Here is a 19,758-nt window from a genome sequence, read left to right on the forward strand (position 1 = left end):
TCAGCCTCCGGCGATCGCTTGAAACAGCAGGATGTCATCGCCGTCTTGCACCAGATGGCTGGCCCAGTCGGCGCGCGGGATGATGGTTTGATTGATCGCCAGCGCGGTGCCCGGCTGGTGGCGTTCCAGCCGTTCGAGCAGGGCGGCGACGCTGAGCGGCGGCGCCAGCTCCAGCGGTTGGTCGTTGAGCCGGATCTTCATGCCGTTCCCCCGCATACCGGGCAGGCGCTGGCCTGGCTGAGCTGCAGGGTGCTCCAGCTTTGCTGCTTGCCGTCGAACAGGCGCAGTTTGCCGCTGAGCGCCGCAGGCATGCCGGCCAGCGTTTTGATGGCTTCCAGCGCCTGCAGGGTGCCTATCACCCCGACCACCGGGCCAAGCACGCCGGCGGTGCGGCAGTTGCGCTGCGGCTCGGTAAGCTCCGGATACAGGCAGGCGTAGCAGCCGTGCTCGTAGGGCGGTTCAATCATCAGCAATTGGCCGCTGAAGCCCACCGCGCTGCCGCTGATCAGCGGTTTGCCGGCCGCCACGCAGGCGGCGTTCACCGCGTGGCGGGTCGCCATGTTGTCGCAGCAGTCCAGCACCAGATCGGCGCGGGCGACGGCATCATGCAGCGATTGCCCCTGCAGCCGTTGTTCCAGTGCGATGGGCTCCACCAGGGGATTCAGCGCCTGCAATTGCTGCCGCGCCAGTGCGGCTTTGCTTTGGGCGGTATCGGCGCTGCGATACAGGATCTGGCGCTGCAGGTTGGTGACGTGCAGCCGATCGTCGTCGGCCAGCAGCAGCGTGCCGACGCCGGCGGCGGCCAGATACAGCGAAGCCGGAGACCCCAGACCGCCCAGGCCGACAATCAGCACCGTCGCGCGTTTGAGCTTTTCCTGGCCTTCCGGGCCCACGTCTTCCAGCAGCAGCTGGCGGCTGTAGCGCAGGAACTCTTGGTCGTTAAGCATCAGCCCGCCCCTCGCCCTCGATCAGCCGCAACAGTTCGGCGGTGGCCGCGCGCCAGTCCGGCGCCTGGGTGATGGCGCTCACCACCGCCACGCTGCCGACGCCGCACGCCAACACCGCCGGTACGCGATCGATGCCGATCCCGCCGATCGCCACCGTCGGGTAGTCCGCCAACCCGGCGAGGTGGCGCTTCAGCTCCGTCAGCCCCTGCGGCGCCGAAGGCATGTCTTTGGTTTGGGTCGGGAAGATATGCCCGAGGGCGATATAAGACGGTTTTACCGCGATGGCGCGCGCCAGTTCGGCGTCGTCATGGGTGGATACGCCCAGCCGCAGCCCGGCGCGGTGGATCGCCGCCAAATCGGTGGTATCCAGATCTTCCTGGCCGAGGTGTACGCCATAGGCGCCGTGTTTGACGGCCAGCCGCCAGTAATCGTTGATGAACAGCCGCGCATCGTATTGTCTGCCCAGCGCGATGGCGGCGACGATGTCTTCCTCCACCTGTTCGTCCGGCAGATCCTTGATGCGCAATTGGATTGTCTTGACGCCGGCGCCCAGCAGGCGGGCGATCCACTCGACGCTGTCGACCACCGGGTACAATCCCAGTCGGTGCGGGGTAGCGGGGAACGGGGTGGCGATATCAGTCATTGCGCATTTCCTCTTGCAGGTTGCCGGCGCTGTGGTAGAGCTCGCTGCCGCGCGAACGGAATTCGGCCGACATCTTTTCCATGCCGTTCAGCTGCACCTCTATCGGTTTGGCGGCCTCCTGGGCGGCGGCGTAGTCGCGCACCTCCTGCGAGATTTTCATCGAGCAGAATTTCGGTCCGCACATCGAGCAGAAGTGTGCGATTTTGCCGGACTCCTGCGGCAGGGTTTCGTCGTGGTAGGCGCGCGCGGTAGCCGGATCGAGCGCCAGGTTGAACTGATCTTCCCAGCGGAACTCGAAGCGCGCCTTGGACATGGCGTTGTCGCGGATCTGCGCGCCCGGGTGGCCCTTGGCCAGATCGGCGGCGTGGGCGGCGATCTTGTAGGTGATCAATCCCTGTTTGACGTCTTCCTTGTTCGGCAGGCCGAGATGCTCCTTCGGCGTGACGTAACACAGCATGGCGCAGCCGAACCAGCCGATCATCGCCGCGCCGATGCCGGAGGTGAAGTGGTCATAACCCGGTGCGATATCGGTGGTCAGCGGGCCGAGGGTATAGAACGGCGCTTCGTGGCAGTGCTCCAGCTCTTCGGTCATATTGCGGCGGATCATCTGCATCGGCACGTGGCCGGGGCCTTCGATCATCACCTGCACGTCGTATTCCCAGGCGATCTTGGTCAGTTCGCCCAGGGTGTGCAGCTCGGCGAACTGCGCTTCGTCGTTGGCGTCCTGAATCGAGCCTGGGCGCAGGCCGTCGCCGAGCGACAGCGAAACGTCATAGGCGGCGCAGATCTCGCAGATTTCGCGGAAGTGCTGATACAGGAAGTTTTCCTGATGGTGCGACAGGCACCACTTGGCCATGATCGAGCCGCCGCGCGAGACGATGCCGGTCAGGCGCCTGGCGGTCATCGGCACATAGCGCAGCAGCACGCCGGCGTGAATGGTGAAGTAGTCCACCCCTTGTTCCGCCTGTTCCAGCAGGGTATCGCGGAACATTTCCCAGGTCAGGTTCTCCGCCACGCCGTTGACCTTCTCCAGCGCCTGGTAGATAGGCACCGTGCCGATGGGCACCGGGCTGTTGCGCAGGATCCATTCGCGGGTTTCGTGGATATAGCGGCCGGTCGACAGGTCCATCACGGTATCCGCGCCCCAGCGGGTGGACCACACCAGCTTTTCCACTTCCTCTTCGATCGAGGAGGTCACCGCCGAGTTGCCGATGTTGGCGTTGACCTTCACCAGGAAGTTGCGGCCGATGATCATCGGTTCGGATTCCGGGTGGTTGATGTTGGCGGGGATGATGGCGCGCCCGGCGGCCACTTCCTGGCGCACGAATTCCGCCGTGATGTTGTCCGGCAGGTTGGCGCCCCAGCTTTGGCCCGGATGCTGCTGGCGCAGGACCTCGCCGCGGATGCGCTGGCGCCCCATGTTTTCACGGATGGCGATAAACTCCATCTCCGGGGTGACGATGCCGGCGCGGGCGTAGTGCAACTGGGTCACGCACTTGCCCGGTTGCGCCTTGCGCGGCAGCGGCAGGCGTTCGAAGCGCAGGTGATCCAAGCCTTCATCCGCCAGGCGCTGCTGGGTGAAACCGGAACTGACGCCGCTCAGTACCGCGGTATCGCCGCGTTCTTCGATCCAGCCGGCGCGCAGCCTGGCCAGGCCGGCATGCACGTCGAGCCGCGCCTGCGGATCGCCGTAGGGGCCGGCGGTGTCGTACACCGGGATGGCTTCGTTCTGTTCGTACTGCGGGTTGTCCTTGCCGCCGCCGACCAGCGTCGGGCTGAGCTGAATTTCGCGCATCGGCACCTGCACATCGCTGCGCGAACCCTGCAGATAGATACGGCGTGAGCTGGGGAAGGCCACCCCCTGCAGGCTGTCGATAAACTGTTGGGCAGCTTCGCGTTGCTCTTTACGGGCACGAGGTTTCTTAACGTTAGACATAGCAAGTTCCTACCAGTGTGTTGGGTTGGGAAAGTTGCTTGTCTGGAGCTCGGAGGGAGTAATGATGCTGGCCGATAGGATCGGATCATCCCGAATGGGGAGAAATCCTGCCTATGGCGATAGATTACTCTTGTTCCCTTCGCGGGTATTAACCCGATCAGGTTCCGCGGATCCCGAATTAACGGTCTCAGCCTGGCCAATTTGTTGAACAAATCAGGCGCTAGGCACTCCGACAAGATGCCCTCCAGTATAGGAGGGATAATAAAAAAGACTACAAAATTCTAACGCGCCTGATCAAGCGCCTTATCCGACAGCGGCGGCTGCGAGGCTTCCGCCGCCAGCTGGATCAGCTTGTCTTCCAGGGTAAAGCGCGCCGCCAGCGTCTCGCCGATATCCGACAGCGCCTGGTGGAACTCCAGACACACGTCTTGATCGATATCCACTTCGGTATAGCGGTCGTGAAAGGCCATGACCTGCTCGGTATTGGCCCAGAGTTTGGGGTAGATGTTTACCGACAGAGACATTTTTGGGCTGGCAGCGCCTTCCACTTGTTTGATAATTCTGTCATAGATATGGAAATGCGCGGCTGAGAGATAATCCACCAGATTATGGCAAAAGTTCTCCAGCGCTTTTTCATTCAGCGGCGTATGCTTTTCTTTATTCGGTTTGAGGCCCACCAGGGTGCAGTAGGCGACCAGCAATTGCTTGCGGGCCTGAAGCCATTGATCAACTAATTCATTACTACCACCAAGGCGCTGAGTCAGGCTTTCCAAACGGTTGAGCATGTTTGACTCCGTAAGTAATAAAAAGTAACAGTAAGTTATTAAAATGTAACAAGGCCGATTTGTAGAGTGCCAGTGAAGCTGAGGTTGTGCAACAACGATATGGAACTTGCATTAACGGGTAATGAAAATGGCTGGTGGATAGTCAGCCATGAAAGCAAACTTTGGTTACCGAACGGTGAACTGCCGTTCGGTTCGGCCGCCTCTTTTTCCCTGCAGGGTAAAATGGCGCGCGCCATCGGCGAGTGGGGCGGCGCGCCGGTATGGCTGGTGCGCCATGCGATGCCGCGCGACATGGGCTCGGTGCGGCAGCTGCTCGAACTGGATCGCGGTTTGTTCCAGCTCGCCGGGCGCGGCGTGCAGCTGGCGGATTTCTACCGCTCCCATCGCTATTGCGGCTACTGCGGCCATGAGATGCACTTCAGCCGCAGCGAAAGCGCCTGCCTGTGCGGAAATTGCCGCGAGCGCTACTACCCGCAGATTGCCCCCTGCGTGATCGTCGCCATTCGGCGCGACGACCAGATCCTGCTGGCGCAGCACGTGCGCCATCGCGGCGGCATCCATACGGTGCTGGCCGGTTTTGTCGAGGTGGGCGAGACGCTGGAACAGGCGGCGGCGCGTGAAGTGATGGAAGAAAGCAATATCGAAATCAAAAACCTGCGCTATGTCACCTCCCAACCCTGGCCGTTCCCGCACTCGCTGATGATGGCGTTTATGGCCGACTATCATCAGGGCGAGATCCGCCACGATCCCAAGGAACTGCTCAACGCCGGCTGGTACCGTTACGATCGCTTGCCGCTGTTGCCGCCGCCCGGCACCGTGGCGCGCCGGCTGATTGAGGACACCGTGGCGCTGTGCCGGGCAGAATAATGTACAATGACCGGCAGATTATTAAGGGAGCCCCATAAATGAATGAGTTGAAGAACGATCGCTACCTGCGCGCGCTGCTGCGCCAGCCGGTGGATGTGACCCCGGTATGGATGATGCGTCAGGCCGGTCGTTATTTACCGGAATACAAGGCGACCCGCGCCCAGGCCGGTGATTTCATGTCGCTGTGCAAAAACGCGGAGCTGGCCTGCGAGGTGACGCTGCAGCCGCTGCGCCGCTATGCGCTGGACGCCGCCATCCTGTTCTCCGATATTCTCACCATTCCCGACGCCATGGGGCTTGGCCTGTATTTCGAAGCCGGCGAAGGCCCGCGTTTCTCTTCGCCTATCGTCAGCCGCGCCGACGTAGACAAGCTGCCGCTGTTCGATCCGGAGGTCGAGCTGGGCTACGTGATGAACGCGGTGCGCACCATTCGCCGCGAGCTGAAGGGCGAAGTGCCGTTGATCGGTTTCTCCGGCAGCCCCTGGACGCTGGCGACCTATATGGTGGAGGGCGGCAGCAGCAAGGCCTTCACCAAGCTGAAGAAGATGATGTACGCCGAGCCGGCCACGCTGCACCTGCTGCTGGACAAGCTGGCGGACAGCGTGATCCTGTATCTCAACGCCCAGATCAAGGCCGGCGCGCAGTCGGTGATGGTGTTCGATACCTGGGGCGGCGTATTGACCGGCCGCGATTACCGCGAGTTCTCGCTGCATTACATGCACAAGATCGTCGACGGCCTGCTGCGTGAAAACGACGGCCGCCGCGTGCCGGTCACGCTGTTCACCAAGGGCGGCGGCCAGTGGCTGGAAGCGATGGCCGCCACCGGCTGCGACGCGCTGGGCCTGGACTGGACCACCGATATCGCCGACGCGCGCCGCCGCGTGGGTGACCAGGTGGCGCTGCAGGGCAATATGGATCCGTCGATGCTTTATGCTTCGCCGGAGCGCATCGGCCAGGAGGTGGAAGCCATTCTGGCCGGGTTCGGCCACGGCGAAGGCCACGTGTTTAACCTGGGCCACGGCATCCATCAGGACGTACCGCCGGAAAATGCCGGCGCCTTCGTCGAGGCGGTGCACGCGCAGTCGGCGAAATACCACCGTTAAGGAGCGGACGTGATAGAGACTCAAGCCCTGCGCGCCGAGCAGCTGCGCCGCGCCTCCGAGGTCATTCGCCACGATGATCTGCCGGTCGATCCGCCGGCGTTCATCGCCGGCGCCGACGTGGGCTTCGAGCAAGAGGGGGCGGTGACGCGCGCCGCCATCGCCATCCTGCGCTATCCGTCGCTGGAGCTGGTGGAGTATCAAATCGCCCGCATCGCCACCACCATGCCTTATATCCCCGGTTTCCTGTCGTTTCGCGAATATCCCGCGCTGCTTGCCGCCTGGCGGCAGCTGCGGCAAAAACCGGATCTGATCTTCGTCGACGGCCATGGCATCTCGCATCCGCGCCGCCTGGGCGTCGCCAGCCATTTCGGCCTGCTGGTCGATGTGCCGACCATCGGCGTGGCCAAGAAGCGCCTGTGCGGCAAGTTTGCGCCGCTGGATGCCGCCGCGGGAGCGCTGGCGCCGCTGGAAGACCAAGGCGAGCAGCTGGGCTGGGTGTGGCGCAGCAAGGCGCGCTGCAACCCGCTGTTTATCGCCACCGGCCACCGCATCAGCGCCGACAGCGCATTGGCCTGGGTGCAACGCTGCATGGCGGGCTATCGCCTGCCGGAGCCCACCCGTTGGGCCGACGCCATCGCTTCGCGCCGCCCGGCCTTCCAGCGCTGGCTGCAGCAGCATCCGGAGGTGTCGCAATGAGCGATTTCGGGTACACTGCGGCGCAGATAACGCGTAAGAGAGTAAACAATGCTACGTAACCCGATTCATTTACGTCTGGAAAAGCTTGAGAGCTGGCAACATTTGACCTTTATGGCCAGTTTGTGCGAGCGTATGTACCCGAATTACCAGATGTTCTGCCTGCAAACCGCGTTCGGCGATCCGGCGATATATCGCCGCATTCTGGATCTGGTGTGGGAAACGCTGGTGGTCAAGGACGCCAAGGTCAACTTCGACAGCCAGCTGGAAAAGTTGGAAGAGGCGATACCCTCGGCAGAAGATTACGATCTTTACGGCGTTTATCCGGCAATCGACGCCTGTATCGCATTAGGGGAACTGATCCATTCGCGGCTCAGCGGGGAGACGCTGGAGCACGCCATCGCCATCAGCGAAACGTCAATTCGCACCGTGGCGATGTTGGAAATGACTCAGGCCGGTAAAGAAATGACCGACGATGAGTTGAAGGTTTTGCCTGCGGTAGAGGAAGAATGGGACATCCAATGGGAAATTTTCCGCCTGTTGGCTGATTGCGAAGAGCGTGATTTGGACCTGATCAAAGGGTTGCGATCCGACCTTCGCGAAGCCGGAGTCAGTAACATTGGGATAAATTTAGCGCAATAAGGCAAGAAAACGTGATTTAACGCCTGATTTGTCATGCCTTAAGGCTTCACATCCGCACCCTGTCTGGTCTACATTTGGGGGGCGTAAAAAAAGTGGCTATCGGTGCGTGTATGCAGGAGAGTGCTGTCAATCGGCATATCCGTCGCACTCGATGCTTTGCAAACGATAAACACACTGTAAGGATAACTTATGAACAAGACTCAACTGATTGATGTAATCGCGGACAAGGCTGACCTTTCCAAAGCACAAGCTAAACTGGCTCTGGAATCCACCCTGGCTGCTATTACTGAGTCTCTGAAAGAAGGTGATGCAGTACAATTGGTTGGTTTCGGTACTTTCAAGGTAAACCATCGTAGCGAGCGCACTGGCCGCAACCCACAGACTGGTAAAGAAATCAAAATCGCAGCTGCCAACGTGCCTGCGTTCGTTTCTGGTAAAGCACTGAAAGACGCAGTTAAGTAATACTGCGTGTTGGTGAAAAGATTAAACAGGGGGGCGATGGCGCCCCTTTTGTTTATCCGTCGGGCGCTCGTGGCTGTCGGCATCGCTGCCGGCCTGAGCGCCTGCAGTTTCCATTCTACTATCCCCAGCTTTACCGCCAGCGGCTTCGTGGCCGATCGGGGCGTGATTCGCCTGTGGCGTAAAGATGACGACCAGCATCGCGCGCAGGTGCTGATGAGCGTCTACAGCCCCTACCGCGGGCCAGGAACCATCACCACGCTGTATGAATACCAGGGCGGCATCCTGCGCCAGATCAAACGCACCGACGCCGATGGCGATCGCGACTCCATTCGACTGCGCTTTGCCGACGACGGTACGGTGAGCTTCATGCAGCGCCAGCTGGCGACCCGCCGCGAGCCGCTGTCCAGCGACGAGATTGCGCTGTATCAGTATCAGGCGCGACGCATCCTTGAGGTCAGCGACGCGCTGCGCGCGGGCAAGGTGAAGCTGTTGCAGGGGCGTTGGCTGCAGGGCGAGGTACAAACCTGCGACGGGCAGCGGCTGAAACCGGGGTTAAACGCCAGTGCCGAGGCCTGGGTCGAGAAACGCGCGCGCAACAGCGGCCGAGCGGTGAACATCGCCTGGCTGGATGCGCCGGAAGGGAGTGCGCTGCTGCTGGTGGCGAACGACGATTTCTGCGGCTGGGAGCCGAAAGAAAGCCAGCTATAAAAAAGGCCCCGCGGTGCGGAGCCCATATCCATGAACGGCGGCGTTCAGATCACTTGCCGCGCGCAATGGCGCGATAGCCGATATCCTTACGACAGAAACTGCCTGGCCACTGAATGCCTTCCGCCAGCTGATAAGCGCGTTGCTGCGCTTGCGCCACCGTTGCGCCCAGCGCCGTTACGCAAAGTACGCGGCCACCGCTGGTCACCACTTCATTGCCCTGCATGCGCGTACCGGCATGGAACACTTTACCGTCGGCGCTTTCCTGCTGCGGCAGACCCTGAATAACCTCCCCGTTGCGGTAATCGCCCGGGTAACCGCCGGCCGCCAGCACCACGCCGAGGGCGGGGCGTTCGTCCCATTCGGAGGTTTTCTCGCCCAGCTTGCCTTCCGCGCCCGCCAGGCACAGCTCCACCAGGTCGGAACGCAGGCGCAGCATGATCGGCTGGGTTTCCGGATCGCCGAAGCGGCAGTTGAATTCAATCACCTTCGGCTGGCCGTCGGCGGAGATCATCAGGCCGGCGTACAGGAAGCCGACGTAGGTGTTGCCTTCCGCCGCCATGCCGCGCACCGTTGGCCAGATCACCTGGTCCATGGCGCGCTGGTGGATCTCATCGGTCACCACCGGCGCTGGCGAGTAGGCCCCCATGCCGCCGGTGTTCGGGCCGGTGTCGCCGTCGCCGACGCGCTTATGGTCCTGGCTGGTGGCCATTGGCACCACGTTCTCGCCGTCGACCATCACGATAAAGCTGGCTTCCTCACCGTCGAGGAACTCTTCCACCACGATGCGATGCCCCGCATCACCAAAGGCGTTGCCGGCCAGCATGTCCCGCACCGCATCTTCCGCTTCCTGCAGCGTCATGGCGACAATCACGCCTTTGCCCGCCGCCAGGCCATCGGCCTTGATGACGATCGGTGCGCCTTTGCTGCGCACGTAGGCCAGCGCCGGTTCAACCTCGGTGAAGTTCTGGTATTCGGCGCTGGGGATGTTATGGCGCGCCAGGAAGTCTTTAGTGAAGGCTTTCGAACCTTCCAACTGGGCGGCGGCCTGGGATGGGCCGAAGATTTTCAGGCCCGCGGCCTGGAAGGCGTCGACCACGCCGATCACCAGCGGCGCTTCCGGCCCGACGATGGTCAGGCCGATATCATGGCTCTGGGCGAAGGCGATCAGCGCCGGAATGTCGGTGGCGGCGATCGCCACGTTCGTAAGACTGGCTTCCAGCGCGGTGCCGGCGTTACCCGGCGCGACGTAGACTTTGTCCGCCAGCGGAGACTGGGCGGCTTTCCAGGCCAGCGCATGTTCGCGCCCGCCGTTGCCGATAATCAAAATGTTCATCAGGTGCTCCACGAATAGCGTGCGCCGGCGCGCACGCAGCAAAAAGGATTAATGGCGGAAGTGGCGCATGTCGGTGAAGATCATCGCAATGCCGTGCTCGTTGGCGGCGGCGATCACTTCGTCGTCGCGGATCGAACCGCCTGGCTGGATCACGCAGGTGATGCCGACCGCCGCCGCGGCGTCGATGCCGTCGCGGAACGGGAAGAAGGCGTCAGAGGCCATGGCGGAGCCTTTCACTTCCAGGCCTTCGTCCGCGGCCTTGATGCCGGCGATCTTGGCGGAGTACACGCGGCTCATCTGGCCGGCGCCTATGCCGATGGTCATGTTGTCGCGCGCATAGACGATGGCGTTGGATTTGACGAACTTGGCCACCTTCCAGCAGAACAGCGCATCGCGCAGCTCCTGAGCGCTTGGCTGGCGCTCGGACACCACGCGCAGATCGCCGTCAGTCACCATGCCCAGATCGCGATCCTGCACCAGCAGGCCGCCGTTGACGCGTTTGAAGTCCAGGCCGGCCACGCGCTGCCGCCACTGGCCGCAGGCCAATACGCGCACGTTCTGTTTGGCCGCCAGCAGCGAGCGCGCTTCCTGGCTGATGCTCGGGGCGATGATCACTTCGACGAACTGGCGGCTGATGATCGCCTGCGCGGTAGCGGCGTCCAGCTCGCGGTTAAAGGCGATGATACCGCCGAAGGCGGAGGTGGGATCGGTCTGATAGGCGCGCTCGTAAGCCGCCAGGATGTCGTCGCCGATCGCCACGCCGCACGGGTTGGCGTGTTTGACGATCACGCAGGCCGGTTCGGCGAACTCTTTCACGCACTCCAGCGCCGCGTCGGTGTCGGCGATGTTGTTATAGGACAGCGCCTTGCCCTGCAGCTGGTCGGCGGTAGCGACCGAGGCTTCCTGCACGTTCTCTTCTATATAGAAGGCGGCCTGCTGGTGGCTGTTCTCACCGTAGCGCATATCCTGCTTCTTGACGTAGTTGAGGTTCAGGGTGCGAGGGAAGCGGCCTGAAGGCTGTTCGGTATCGCCATGGTAAGCCGGCACCAGCGCGCCGAAATAGTTGGCGATCATGCTGTCGTAGGCGGCGGTGTGCTCGAAGGCCTTGATCGCCAGATCGAAACGGGTAGCGTACTGCAGCGAGCCGTCGCTGTTGTCCATCTCGGTAATGATGGCGGCGTAGTCGCTGCTCTTCACCACGATGGCGACGTCTTTATGGTTCTTGGCGGCGGAGCGCACCATGGTTGGGCCGCCGATATCGATATTCTCGACGGCGTCTTCCAGCGAGCAGCCCGGGCGCGCCACGGTTTGGGCGAACGGGTACAGGTTCACTACCACCATATCGATAGGCTTGATGTCATGCTGAGCCATGATGGCGTCGTCCTGGCCGCGACGGCCGAGAATGCCGCCGTGGACTTTAGGGTGCAGAGTCTTCACTCGTCCGTCCATCATCTCCGGGAAACCGGTGTAGTCGGAAACTTCGGTAACGGGCAGACCGGCATCGGCCAGCAGGCGGGCGGTGCCGCCGGTGGAGAGCAGCTCAACGCCGCGGCTTAACAGCGCTTCGGCGAATTCAACGATACCGGCTTTGTCAGACACGCTGAGCAGGGCCCGGCGGATTGGACGAGGTTGTTGCATGGTTTTATCCCTTGGCTTTTGGAGTCGCAATAAGAGCGTTACGTGAATTTCCACCTTCTTCTTTCTATAAGGAAGGTTTTTTGCCCTTTATAGCAGGGCGGTCAGGCACAAATTCAGCTAACGCCCCCATAAAAGGGGATCGTTTTGTCGCGGGGAATTGTAGCGAAAACGTTTGCGTGGCGCTCGTAAATTTTCCGTGCAAATCGCTTCTGTGGATAAGTTTGTGCACAAATGGGTATAAGGCGGGGTTTTGCTGTGGAATGCAGCAAACGATCGTTTTTGCCGAAAATACCTGTTGCGGCCTGCGAGGAACTCCCTATAATGCGCCTCCATCGACACGGAACATGTGAACAACTTCACAGAGTATCCGGGGGTCGCAGAGAAAAAATCCTGAAAATTAGGGTTGACTCTGAAAGAGGAAAGCGTAATATACGCCACCTCGAGTTAACAAGCGAAAGCGGCTAACTCACTGCTCTTTAACAATTTATCAGACAATCTGTGTGGGCACTCCACAAGACGATATCCAGCATCTTCGGATGCGAAAAAATATCAAGTCTTGAAGAGTGACTAACTGAAGTAAAATTCATGCAGTAACCTTTGAGCATCGCTTCACGAGTTGAAGCAAATCAAGCTTTTAATTGAAGAGTTTGATCATGGCTCAGATTGAACGCTGGCGGCAGGCCTAACACATGCAAGTCGAGCGGTAGCACAGGAGAGCTTGCTCTCTGGGTGACGAGCGGCGGACGGGTGAGTAATGTCTGGGAAACTGCCTGATGGAGGGGGATAACTACTGGAAACGGTAGCTAATACCGCATAACGTCTACGGACCAAAGTGGGGGACCTTCGGGCCTCACGCCATCAGATGTGCCCAGATGGGATTAGCTAGTAGGTGGGGTAATGGCTCACCTAGGCGACGATCCCTAGCTGGTCTGAGAGGATGACCAGCCACACTGGAACTGAGACACGGTCCAGACTCCTACGGGAGGCAGCAGTGGGGAATATTGCACAATGGGCGCAAGCCTGATGCAGCCATGCCGCGTGTGTGAAGAAGGCCTTCGGGTTGTAAAGCACTTTCAGCGAGGAGGAAGGGCGATGTCTTAATACGGCAGCGCATTGACGTTACTCGCAGAAGAAGCACCGGCTAACTCCGTGCCAGCAGCCGCGGTAATACGGAGGGTGCAAGCGTTAATCGGAATTACTGGGCGTAAAGCGCACGCAGGCGGTTTGTTAAGTCAGATGTGAAATCCCCGCGCTTAACGTGGGAACTGCATTTGAAACTGGCAAGCTAGAGTCTCGTAGAGGGGGGTAGAATTCCAGGTGTAGCGGTGAAATGCGTAGAGATCTGGAGGAATACCGGTGGCGAAGGCGGCCCCCTGGACGAAGACTGACGCTCAGGTGCGAAAGCGTGGGGAGCAAACAGGATTAGATACCCTGGTAGTCCACGCTGTAAACGATGTCGATTTGGAGGTTGTGCCCTTGAGGCGTGGCTTCCGGAGCTAACGCGTTAAATCGACCGCCTGGGGAGTACGGCCGCAAGGTTAAAACTCAAATGAATTGACGGGGGCCCGCACAAGCGGTGGAGCATGTGGTTTAATTCGATGCAACGCGAAGAACCTTACCTACTCTTGACATCCAGAGAACTTTCCAGAGATGGATTGGTGCCTTCGGGAACTCTGAGACAGGTGCTGCATGGCTGTCGTCAGCTCGTGTTGTGAAATGTTGGGTTAAGTCCCGCAACGAGCGCAACCCTTATCCTTTGTTGCCAGCGATTCGGTCGGGAACTCAAAGGAGACTGCCGGTGATAAACCGGAGGAAGGTGGGGATGACGTCAAGTCATCATGGCCCTTACGAGTAGGGCTACACACGTGCTACAATGGCGTATACAAAGAGAAGCGAACTCGCGAGAGCAAGCGGACCTCATAAAGTACGTCGTAGTCCGGATTGGAGTCTGCAACTCGACTCCATGAAGTCGGAATCGCTAGTAATCGTAGATCAGAATGCTACGGTGAATACGTTCCCGGGCCTTGTACACACCGCCCGTCACACCATGGGAGTGGGTTGCAAAAGAAGTAGGTAGCTTAACCTTCGGGAGGGCGCTTACCACTTTGTGATTCATGACTGGGGTGAAGTCGTAACAAGGTAACCGTAGGGGAACCTGCGGTTGGATCACCTCCTTACCTAATGATATCGATTCGCGTGAAGTGCTCACACAGATTGTCTGATAGAAAGTAACGAGCAGAAATACCTTTATAGGCTTGTAGCTCAGGTGGTTAGAGCGCACCCCTGATAAGGGTGAGGTCGGTGGTTCAAGTCCACTCAGGCCTACCACTTCTTCCCTATGCTGCGTTATGCGCGGTCGTTTACCCAGGTAAACTTCCCTCCGCATGCCTTGCCTAAGAAAGAAGTTGTATATCAAAGGTACTGCACGTGACTGTATGGGGCTATAGCTCAGCTGGGAGAGCGCCTGCCTTGCACGCAGGAGGTCAGCGGTTCGATCCCGCTTAGCTCCACCATATAGTCCGGTATTTCAATACTTCAGAGTATATTGGCGACAGTATGCTGCGAAGTATTTTGCTCTTTAACAATCTGGAACAAGCTGAAAATTGAAACATGACGGCTGAAACTTGTCCCTCCGTAGAAATATTGGGATGAGGAGTAACCTGTCATAGAGTCTCTCAAATGTTTGCAATGCGAAGTGTCGATTATTTATAAAAGACGCCTTCGGGTTGTGAGGTTAAGTGACTAAGCGTACACGGTGGATGCCTAGGCAGTCAGAGGCGATGAAGGGCGTGCTAATCTGCGAAAAGCGTCGGTAAGGTGATATGAACCGTTATAACCGGCGATACCCGAATGGGGAAACCCAGTGCAATTCGTTGCACTATCGTTAAGTGAATACATAGCTTAACGAGGCGAACCGGGGGAACTGAAACATCTAAGTACCCCGAGGAAAAGAAATCAACCGAGATTCCCCCAGTAGCGGCGAGCGAACGGGGAGCAGCCCAGAACCTGAATCAGTTCTTGTGTTAGTGGAAGCGTCTGGAAAGTCGCGCAGTAAAGGGTGATAGCCCCGTACACTAAAATGCATTGACTGTGAGTTCGATGAGTAGGGCGGGACACGTGACATCCTGTCTGAATATGGGGGGACCATCCTCCAAGGCTAAATACTCCTGACTGACCGATAGTGAACCAGTACCGTGAGGGAAAGGCGAAAAGAACCCCGGCGAGGGGAGTGAAATAGAACCTGAAACCGTGTACGTACAAGCAGTGGGAGCACCTTCGTGGTGTGACTGCGTACCTTTTGTATAATGGGTCAGCGACTTATATTTTGTAGCAAGGTTAACCGTATAGGGGAGCCGTAGGGAAACCGAGTCTTAACTGGGCGAATAGTTGCAAGGTATAGACCCGAAACCCGGTGATCTAGCCATGGGCAGGTTGAAGGTTGGGTAACACTAACTGGAGGACCGAACCGACTAATGTTGAAAAATTAGCGGATGACTTGTGGCTGGGGGTGAAAGGCCAATCAAACCGGGAGATAGCTGGTTCTCCCTGAAAGCTATTTAGGTAGCGCCTCGTGAACTCATCTTCGGGGGTAGAGCACTGTTTCGGCTAGGGGGCCATCCCGGCTTACCAAACCGATGCAAACTCCGAATACCGAAGAATGTTATCACGGGAGACACACGGCGGGTGCTAACGTCCGTCGTGAAGAGGGAAACAACCCAGACCGCCAGCTAAGGTCCCAAAGTCATGGTTAAGTGGGAAACGATGTGGGAAGGCATAGACAGCCAGGATGTTGGCTTAGAAGCAGCCATCATTTAAAGAAAGCGTAATAGCTCACTGGTCGAGTCGGCCTGCGCGGAAGATGTAACGGGGCTAAACCATGCACCGAAGCTGCGGCAGCGACGCTTAGGCGTTGTTGGGTAGGGGAGCGTTCTGTAAGCCGTTGAAGGTGGCCTGTGAGGGTTGCTGGAGGTATCAGAAGTGCGAATGCTGACATAAGTAACGATAAAGCGGGTGAAAAGCCCGCTCGCCGGAAGACCAAGGGTTCCTGTCCAACGTTAATCGGGGCAGGGTGAGTCGACCCCTAAGGCGAGGCCGAAAGGCGTAGTCGATGGGAAACAGGTTAATATTCCTGTACTCGGTGTTACTGCGAAGGGGGGACGGAGAAGGCTAGGCTAGCCGGGCGACGGTTGTCCCGGTTTAAGCGTGTAGGGGGAGTGACCCGGTAAATCCGGTTGCTTATCAACCCTGAGGCGTGATGACGATGCACCACGGTGCAGAAGTAGTTGATGCCAAGCTTCCAGGAAAAGCCTCTAAGCATCAGGTAACACAGAATCGTACCCCAAACCGACACAGGTGGTCAGGTAGAGAATACCAAGGCGCTTGAGAGAACTCGGGTGAAGGAACTAGGCAAAATGGTGCCGTAACTTCGGGAGAAGGCACGCTGGCGCGTAGGTGAAGTCCCTTGCGGATGGAGCTGAAGCCAGTCGCAGATACCAGCTGGCTGCAACTGTTTAATAAAAACACAGCACTGTGCAAACACGAAAGTGGACGTATACGGTGTGACGCCTGCCCGGTGCTGGAAGGTTAATTGATGGGGTCAGCCGCAAGGCGAAGCTCTTGATCGAAGCCCCAGTAAACGGCGGCCGTAACTATAACGGTCCTAAGGTAGCGAAATTCCTTGTCGGGTAAGTTCCGACCTGCACGAATGGCGTAATGATGGCCAGGCTGTCTCCACCCGAGACTCAGTGAAATTGAACTCGCTGTGAAGATGCAGTGTACCCGCGGCAAGACGGAAAGACCCCGTGAACCTTTACTATAGCTTGACACTGAACATTGAGCCTTGATGTGTAGGATAGGTGGGAGGCTTTGAAGCGTGGACGCCAGTCTGCGTGGAGCCAACCTTGAAATACCACCCTTTAATGTTTGATGTTCTAACTCGGCCCCGTAATCCGGGGTGAGGACAGTGTCTGGTGGGTAGTTTGACTGGGGCGGTCTCCTCCCAAAGAGTAACGGAGGAGCACGAAGGTTAGCTAATCACGGTCGGACATCGTGAGGTTAGTGCAAAGGCATAAGCTAGCTTGACTGCGAGAGTGACGGCTCGAGCAGGTACGAAAGTAGGTCTTAGTGATCCGGTGGTTCTGAATGGAAGGGCCATCGCTCAACGGATAAAAGGTACTCCGGGGATAACAGGCTGATACCGCCCAAGAGTTCATATCGACGGCGGTGTTTGGCACCTCGATGTCGGCTCATCACATCCTGGGGCTGAAGTAGGTCCCAAGGGTATGGCTGTTCGCCATTTAAAGTGGTACGCGAGCTGGGTTTAGAACGTCGTGAGACAGTTCGGTCCCTATCTGCCGTGGGCGTTGGAAGATTGAGAGGGGTTGCTCCTAGTACGAGAGGACCGGAGTGAACGCACCGCTGGTGTTCGGGTTGTCATGCCAATGGCACTGCCCGGTAGCTAAGTGCGGAAAAGATAAGCGCTGAAAGCATCTAAGCGCGAAACTTGCCTCGAGATGAGTCTTCCCTGGACCTTTAAGGTCCCTGAAGGAACGTTTAAGACTAAGACGTTGATAGGCTGGGTGTGTAAGTGCAGCGATGCATTGAGCTAACCAGTACTAATGATCCGTGAGGCTTAACCTTACAACACCGAAGGTGTTTTAGAGAGACGAATAATTTTCAGCGAAGTTCTTAGATTGGTTCTGGTGGTTACGCGAGTAACGGCCAAGAATGAAACAGAATTTGCCTGGCGGCAATAGCGCGGTGGTCCCACCTGACCCCATGCCGAACTCAGAAGTGAAACGCCGTAGCGCCGATGGTAGTGTGGGGTCTCCCCATGCGAGAGTAGGACACTGCCAGGCATCAAATAAAACGACAAGCCCCATGCGAAAGCATGGGGCTTTTTGTTATGTGCAAAAAAGCAAAAAAGCGCAGCTACGCTGCGCCTTTCAGTGGTTCCAATCATAAACGCAGTAAGAGAAAAGGCCCCGAAGGGCCTTTGATTAGGGTGTGTTTGCGTTTTTTCACTTATTATTCGGTTAATGCGAGCTGCCCTGCGAGATCCCCAACCCGGTTTGCGAGCGGACAAACTGGGAACGGAAGCGTTCGCGTTCCTGCTGTCCGGCCAGCGAACTGTCGGTAACCGAGAACAGCCAGGTGCCGACAAAGGCCACGATCATCGAGAACAGCGCCGGGTATTCATACGGGTAAATCGGCTTTTCATGGCCGAGGATTTGCACCCAGATGGTCGGCCCAAGAATCATCAGGATCACCGCGGTCAGCAGCCCCAGCCAGCCGCCGATCATGGCGCCGCGGGTGGTCAGGCGTGACCAGTACATCGACAGAATGATAATCGGGAAGTTACAGCTGGCGGCGATGGAGAACGCCAGCCCGACCATAAAGGCGATGTTCTGTTTCTCGAACAAGATCCCCAGCGCAATCGCCACGATGCCCAGCAGCACGACGGTGATTTTGGACACCCGCAGCTCGTCGCGCTCGGTCGCCTTGCCGTTTTTAACCACGCTGGCGTACAGATCGTGAGACACCGCGGAGGCGCCGGCCAGCGTCAGGCCGGCTACCACCGCCAAAATGGTGGCGAAGGCGACCGCGGAGATAAAGCCGAGGAAGAAGTTGCCGCCGACCGCGTTGGCCAGATGCACCGCCGCCATATTGGTGCCGCCCAACAGCGCGCCGGTGGCGTCCTTGAACGCCGGATTGCCGCTCACCAGCAGAATGGCGCCGAAGCCGATGATAAAGGTCAGAATATAGAAGTAACCGATAAAACCGGTGGCGTAGAATACGCTCTTACGCGCCTCTTTAGCGTCACTGACGGTAAAGAAGCGCATCAGAATGTGCGGCAAACCGGCGGTGCCGAACATCAGCGCCAGGCCCAACGAGAGCGCCGATATCGGGTCAGACACCAGCCCGCCGGGGCTCATGATGGCGATCCCTTTCGGATGCACCTTCACCGCTTCGGCGAACAGCGTGTTGAAATCGAAGTTGACCGACTTCATCACCATCAGCGCCATAAAGCTGGCGCCGGCCAGCAGCAGCACCGCCTTGATAATCTGCACCCAGGTGGTGGCCAGCATGCCGCCGAACAGCACGTACAGCACCATCAGAATACCGACCAGGATCACCGCCACGTGGTAGTTAAGGCCGAACAGCAGCTGGATGAGTTTGCCGGCGCCGACCATCTGCGCGATCAGGTATAGCGCCACCACCACCAGTGAGCCGCAGGCCGACAGGGTGCGGATCGGTTTCTGCTTCAGCCGGTAAGAGGCTACGTCGGCGAAGGTGTAGCGGCCAAGGTTGCGCAGGCGTTCGGCAATCAGGAACAGAATGATCGGCCAGCCGATCAGGAAGCCGATGGAGTAAATCAGGCCGTCATAGCCGGAGGTGTACACCAGGGCGGAAATACCGAGGAAAGAAGCGGCGGACATAAAGTCACCGGCGATCGCCAACCCGTTCTGCAGGCCGGTGATGCGCCCGCCCGCGGTGTAATAATCCTGGCGCGAGCGGGTGCGTTTGGAGGCCCAATAGGTGATATACAGCGTGGCGCCGACAAACAGCACGAACATCACGATCGCCTGAACGTTGAGCGGCTGGCGTTGCACCTCGCCGCCAATGGCTTCGGCGCAGGCCAGGCCCGGCAGCATCAGCAGCGCGGCGGCGGAAAGTAAGCGTTTCATCGTTTCACCTCACGCAGGATTTCTGCAGTCAGGCGATCGAATTCGCCGTTGGCGCGAAACACGTAGATCCCGGTCAGCACAAAAGAGATCACGATCAGGCCGACGCCGACCGGGATCCCGCGGGTAATGGTCGATCCCTCGGCGATCGGCGTGCCGAGCCATTGGGGCTCAAAGGCGATCAATAAAATAAAGCCAACGTAAAGCGCCAGCGTGATCAGCGAGAGCAGCCAGGCGAAGCGGCCGCGTTTCCTCACCAGCTCCTTAAAGCGCGGGTTTTCTTCAATCCCTTGATAAATGGTGTCATTCATCAGAG

At 58.7% G+C, this 19,758-nt stretch carries 15 protein-coding genes, 2 tRNA genes, 3 rRNA genes and 1 riboswitch; of the genes, 11 read left to right on the top strand and 9 right to left on the bottom strand.

The window, feature by feature from the left end; translation table 11 throughout:
* The 5 genes from thiS to CKW09_RS01370 form a co-directional block, all read right to left on the bottom strand.
* Window positions 1-201 carry a sulfur carrier protein ThiS gene (thiS, locus tag CKW09_RS01350; protein ID WP_061800430.1) on the bottom strand — a complete coding sequence of 67 codons (201 nt, stop codon included), beginning with the start codon at window positions 199-201 and terminating at the stop codon, window positions 1-3.
* A complete protein-coding gene (locus CKW09_RS01355) occupies window positions 198-947 on the bottom strand; it encodes a HesA/MoeB/ThiF family protein (RefSeq protein ID WP_095095122.1) in 750 nt (249 codons plus the stop codon). Before CKW09_RS01355 ends, thiS begins: the two co-directional genes overlap by 4 nt.
* On the bottom strand, window positions 940-1,590 hold the full coding sequence (gene thiE / locus CKW09_RS01360; protein WP_061800434.1) for a thiamine phosphate synthase: 651 nt from the start codon (window positions 1,588-1,590) through the stop codon (window positions 940-942). The genes CKW09_RS01355 and thiE overlap by 8 nt, the downstream gene beginning before the upstream one ends.
* Window positions 1,583-3,526 carry a phosphomethylpyrimidine synthase ThiC gene (gene thiC / locus CKW09_RS01365; RefSeq protein WP_061800437.1) on the bottom strand — a complete coding sequence of 648 codons (1,944 nt, stop codon included), beginning with the start codon at window positions 3,524-3,526 and terminating at the stop codon, window positions 1,583-1,585. The genes thiE and thiC overlap by 8 nt, the downstream gene beginning before the upstream one ends.
* Before the next feature lie 117 nt (window positions 3,527-3,643).
* A riboswitch (TPP riboswitch) is annotated at window positions 3,644-3,768 on the bottom strand.
* A 39-nt stretch (window positions 3,769-3,807) separates the two neighbouring features.
* Entirely contained in the window at window positions 3,808-4,311 is a 504-nt protein-coding gene (locus CKW09_RS01370; RefSeq protein WP_061800439.1) for an Rsd/AlgQ family anti-sigma factor, read from the bottom strand.
* 99 nt (window positions 4,312-4,410) lie between these two features.
* On the opposite strand from CKW09_RS01370, the gene nudC reads away from it, so the two are divergent.
* The 6 genes from nudC (at window position 4,411) to CKW09_RS01400 (ending at window position 8,786) form a co-directional block, all read left to right on the top strand.
* Window positions 4,411-5,178, top strand: a complete 768-nt coding sequence (nudC, locus tag CKW09_RS01375; protein WP_095095126.1) for an NAD(+) diphosphatase — start codon at window positions 4,411-4,413, stop codon at window positions 5,176-5,178.
* A 38-nt stretch (window positions 5,179-5,216) separates the two neighbouring features.
* Window positions 5,217-6,281 carry a uroporphyrinogen decarboxylase gene (gene hemE / locus CKW09_RS01380; protein WP_061800443.1) on the top strand — a complete coding sequence of 355 codons (1,065 nt, stop codon included), beginning with the start codon at window positions 5,217-5,219 and terminating at the stop codon, window positions 6,279-6,281.
* Window positions 6,282-6,290: 9 nt separating this feature from the next.
* Window positions 6,291-6,977, top strand: coding sequence for a deoxyribonuclease V (nfi, locus tag CKW09_RS01385; protein ID WP_095095129.1), 687 nt, complete (start codon window positions 6,291-6,293; stop codon window positions 6,975-6,977).
* A 48-nt stretch (window positions 6,978-7,025) separates the two neighbouring features.
* The gene (locus CKW09_RS01390) at window positions 7,026-7,616 is read left to right on the top strand and encodes a YjaG family protein (RefSeq protein ID WP_061800448.1); all 591 of its coding nucleotides are present in this window, start codon (window positions 7,026-7,028) and stop codon (window positions 7,614-7,616) included.
* 189 nt (window positions 7,617-7,805) lie between these two features.
* Window positions 7,806-8,078: a nucleoid-associated protein HU-alpha gene (hupA, locus tag CKW09_RS01395; RefSeq protein WP_004929874.1), complete on the top strand. Its 273-nt coding sequence runs from the start codon at window positions 7,806-7,808 to the stop codon at window positions 8,076-8,078.
* Between the two features lie 36 nt (window positions 8,079-8,114).
* The gene (locus tag CKW09_RS01400; RefSeq protein WP_095095131.1) at window positions 8,115-8,786 is read left to right on the top strand and encodes a DUF1481 domain-containing protein; all 672 of its coding nucleotides are present in this window, start codon (window positions 8,115-8,117) and stop codon (window positions 8,784-8,786) included.
* A 49-nt stretch (window positions 8,787-8,835) separates the two neighbouring features.
* On the opposite strand, the gene purD is transcribed toward CKW09_RS01400, so the two are convergent.
* Window positions 8,836-10,119 carry a phosphoribosylamine--glycine ligase gene (gene purD, locus CKW09_RS01405; RefSeq protein WP_061800452.1) on the bottom strand — a complete coding sequence of 428 codons (1,284 nt, stop codon included), beginning with the start codon at window positions 10,117-10,119 and terminating at the stop codon, window positions 8,836-8,838.
* 48 nt (window positions 10,120-10,167) lie between these two features.
* Window positions 10,168-11,757, bottom strand: a complete 1,590-nt coding sequence (purH, locus tag CKW09_RS01410; protein ID WP_061800454.1) for a bifunctional phosphoribosylaminoimidazolecarboxamide formyltransferase/IMP cyclohydrolase — start codon at window positions 11,755-11,757, stop codon at window positions 10,168-10,170.
* A 635-nt stretch (window positions 11,758-12,392) separates the two neighbouring features.
* Here purH and CKW09_RS01420 point away from each other — a divergent pair.
* The 5 genes from CKW09_RS01420 to rrf all read left to right on the top strand — a co-directional run bounded on the left by CKW09_RS01420 (window position 12,393) and on the right by rrf (window position 17,615).
* A 16S ribosomal RNA gene (locus CKW09_RS01420) occupies window positions 12,393-13,934 on the top strand.
* A gap of 74 nt (window positions 13,935-14,008) precedes the next feature.
* Window positions 14,009-14,085 (top strand) — tRNA-Ile (locus tag CKW09_RS01425).
* A gap of 109 nt (window positions 14,086-14,194) precedes the next feature.
* Window positions 14,195-14,270, top strand: a tRNA-Ala gene (locus CKW09_RS01430).
* Between the two features lie 219 nt (window positions 14,271-14,489).
* Window positions 14,490-17,397: ribosomal RNA gene (locus CKW09_RS01435) — 23S ribosomal RNA — on the top strand.
* 102 nt (window positions 17,398-17,499) lie between these two features.
* Window positions 17,500-17,615, top strand: a 5S ribosomal RNA gene (rrf, locus tag CKW09_RS01440).
* The 16S, 23S and 5S rRNA genes sit together here with 2 tRNA genes alongside, the layout of an rRNA operon.
* Before the next feature lie 177 nt (window positions 17,616-17,792).
* Here the strand turns inward: rrf and actP are convergent.
* Both actP and CKW09_RS01450 read right to left on the bottom strand, forming a co-directional pair.
* Window positions 17,793-19,445: a cation/acetate symporter ActP gene (gene actP, locus CKW09_RS01445; RefSeq protein WP_061799713.1), complete on the bottom strand. Its 1,653-nt coding sequence runs from the start codon at window positions 19,443-19,445 to the stop codon at window positions 17,793-17,795.
* Window positions 19,442-19,753: a DUF485 domain-containing protein gene (locus tag CKW09_RS01450; RefSeq protein WP_061799712.1), complete on the bottom strand. Its 312-nt coding sequence runs from the start codon at window positions 19,751-19,753 to the stop codon at window positions 19,442-19,444. The genes actP and CKW09_RS01450 overlap by 4 nt, the downstream gene beginning before the upstream one ends.
* Window positions 19,754-19,758: the final 5 nt, after the last annotated feature.

Origin of the sequence: Serratia ficaria (assembly GCF_900187015.1) — a bacterium.
Taxonomy (GTDB): Bacteria; Pseudomonadota; Gammaproteobacteria; order Enterobacterales; family Enterobacteriaceae; genus Serratia; species Serratia ficaria.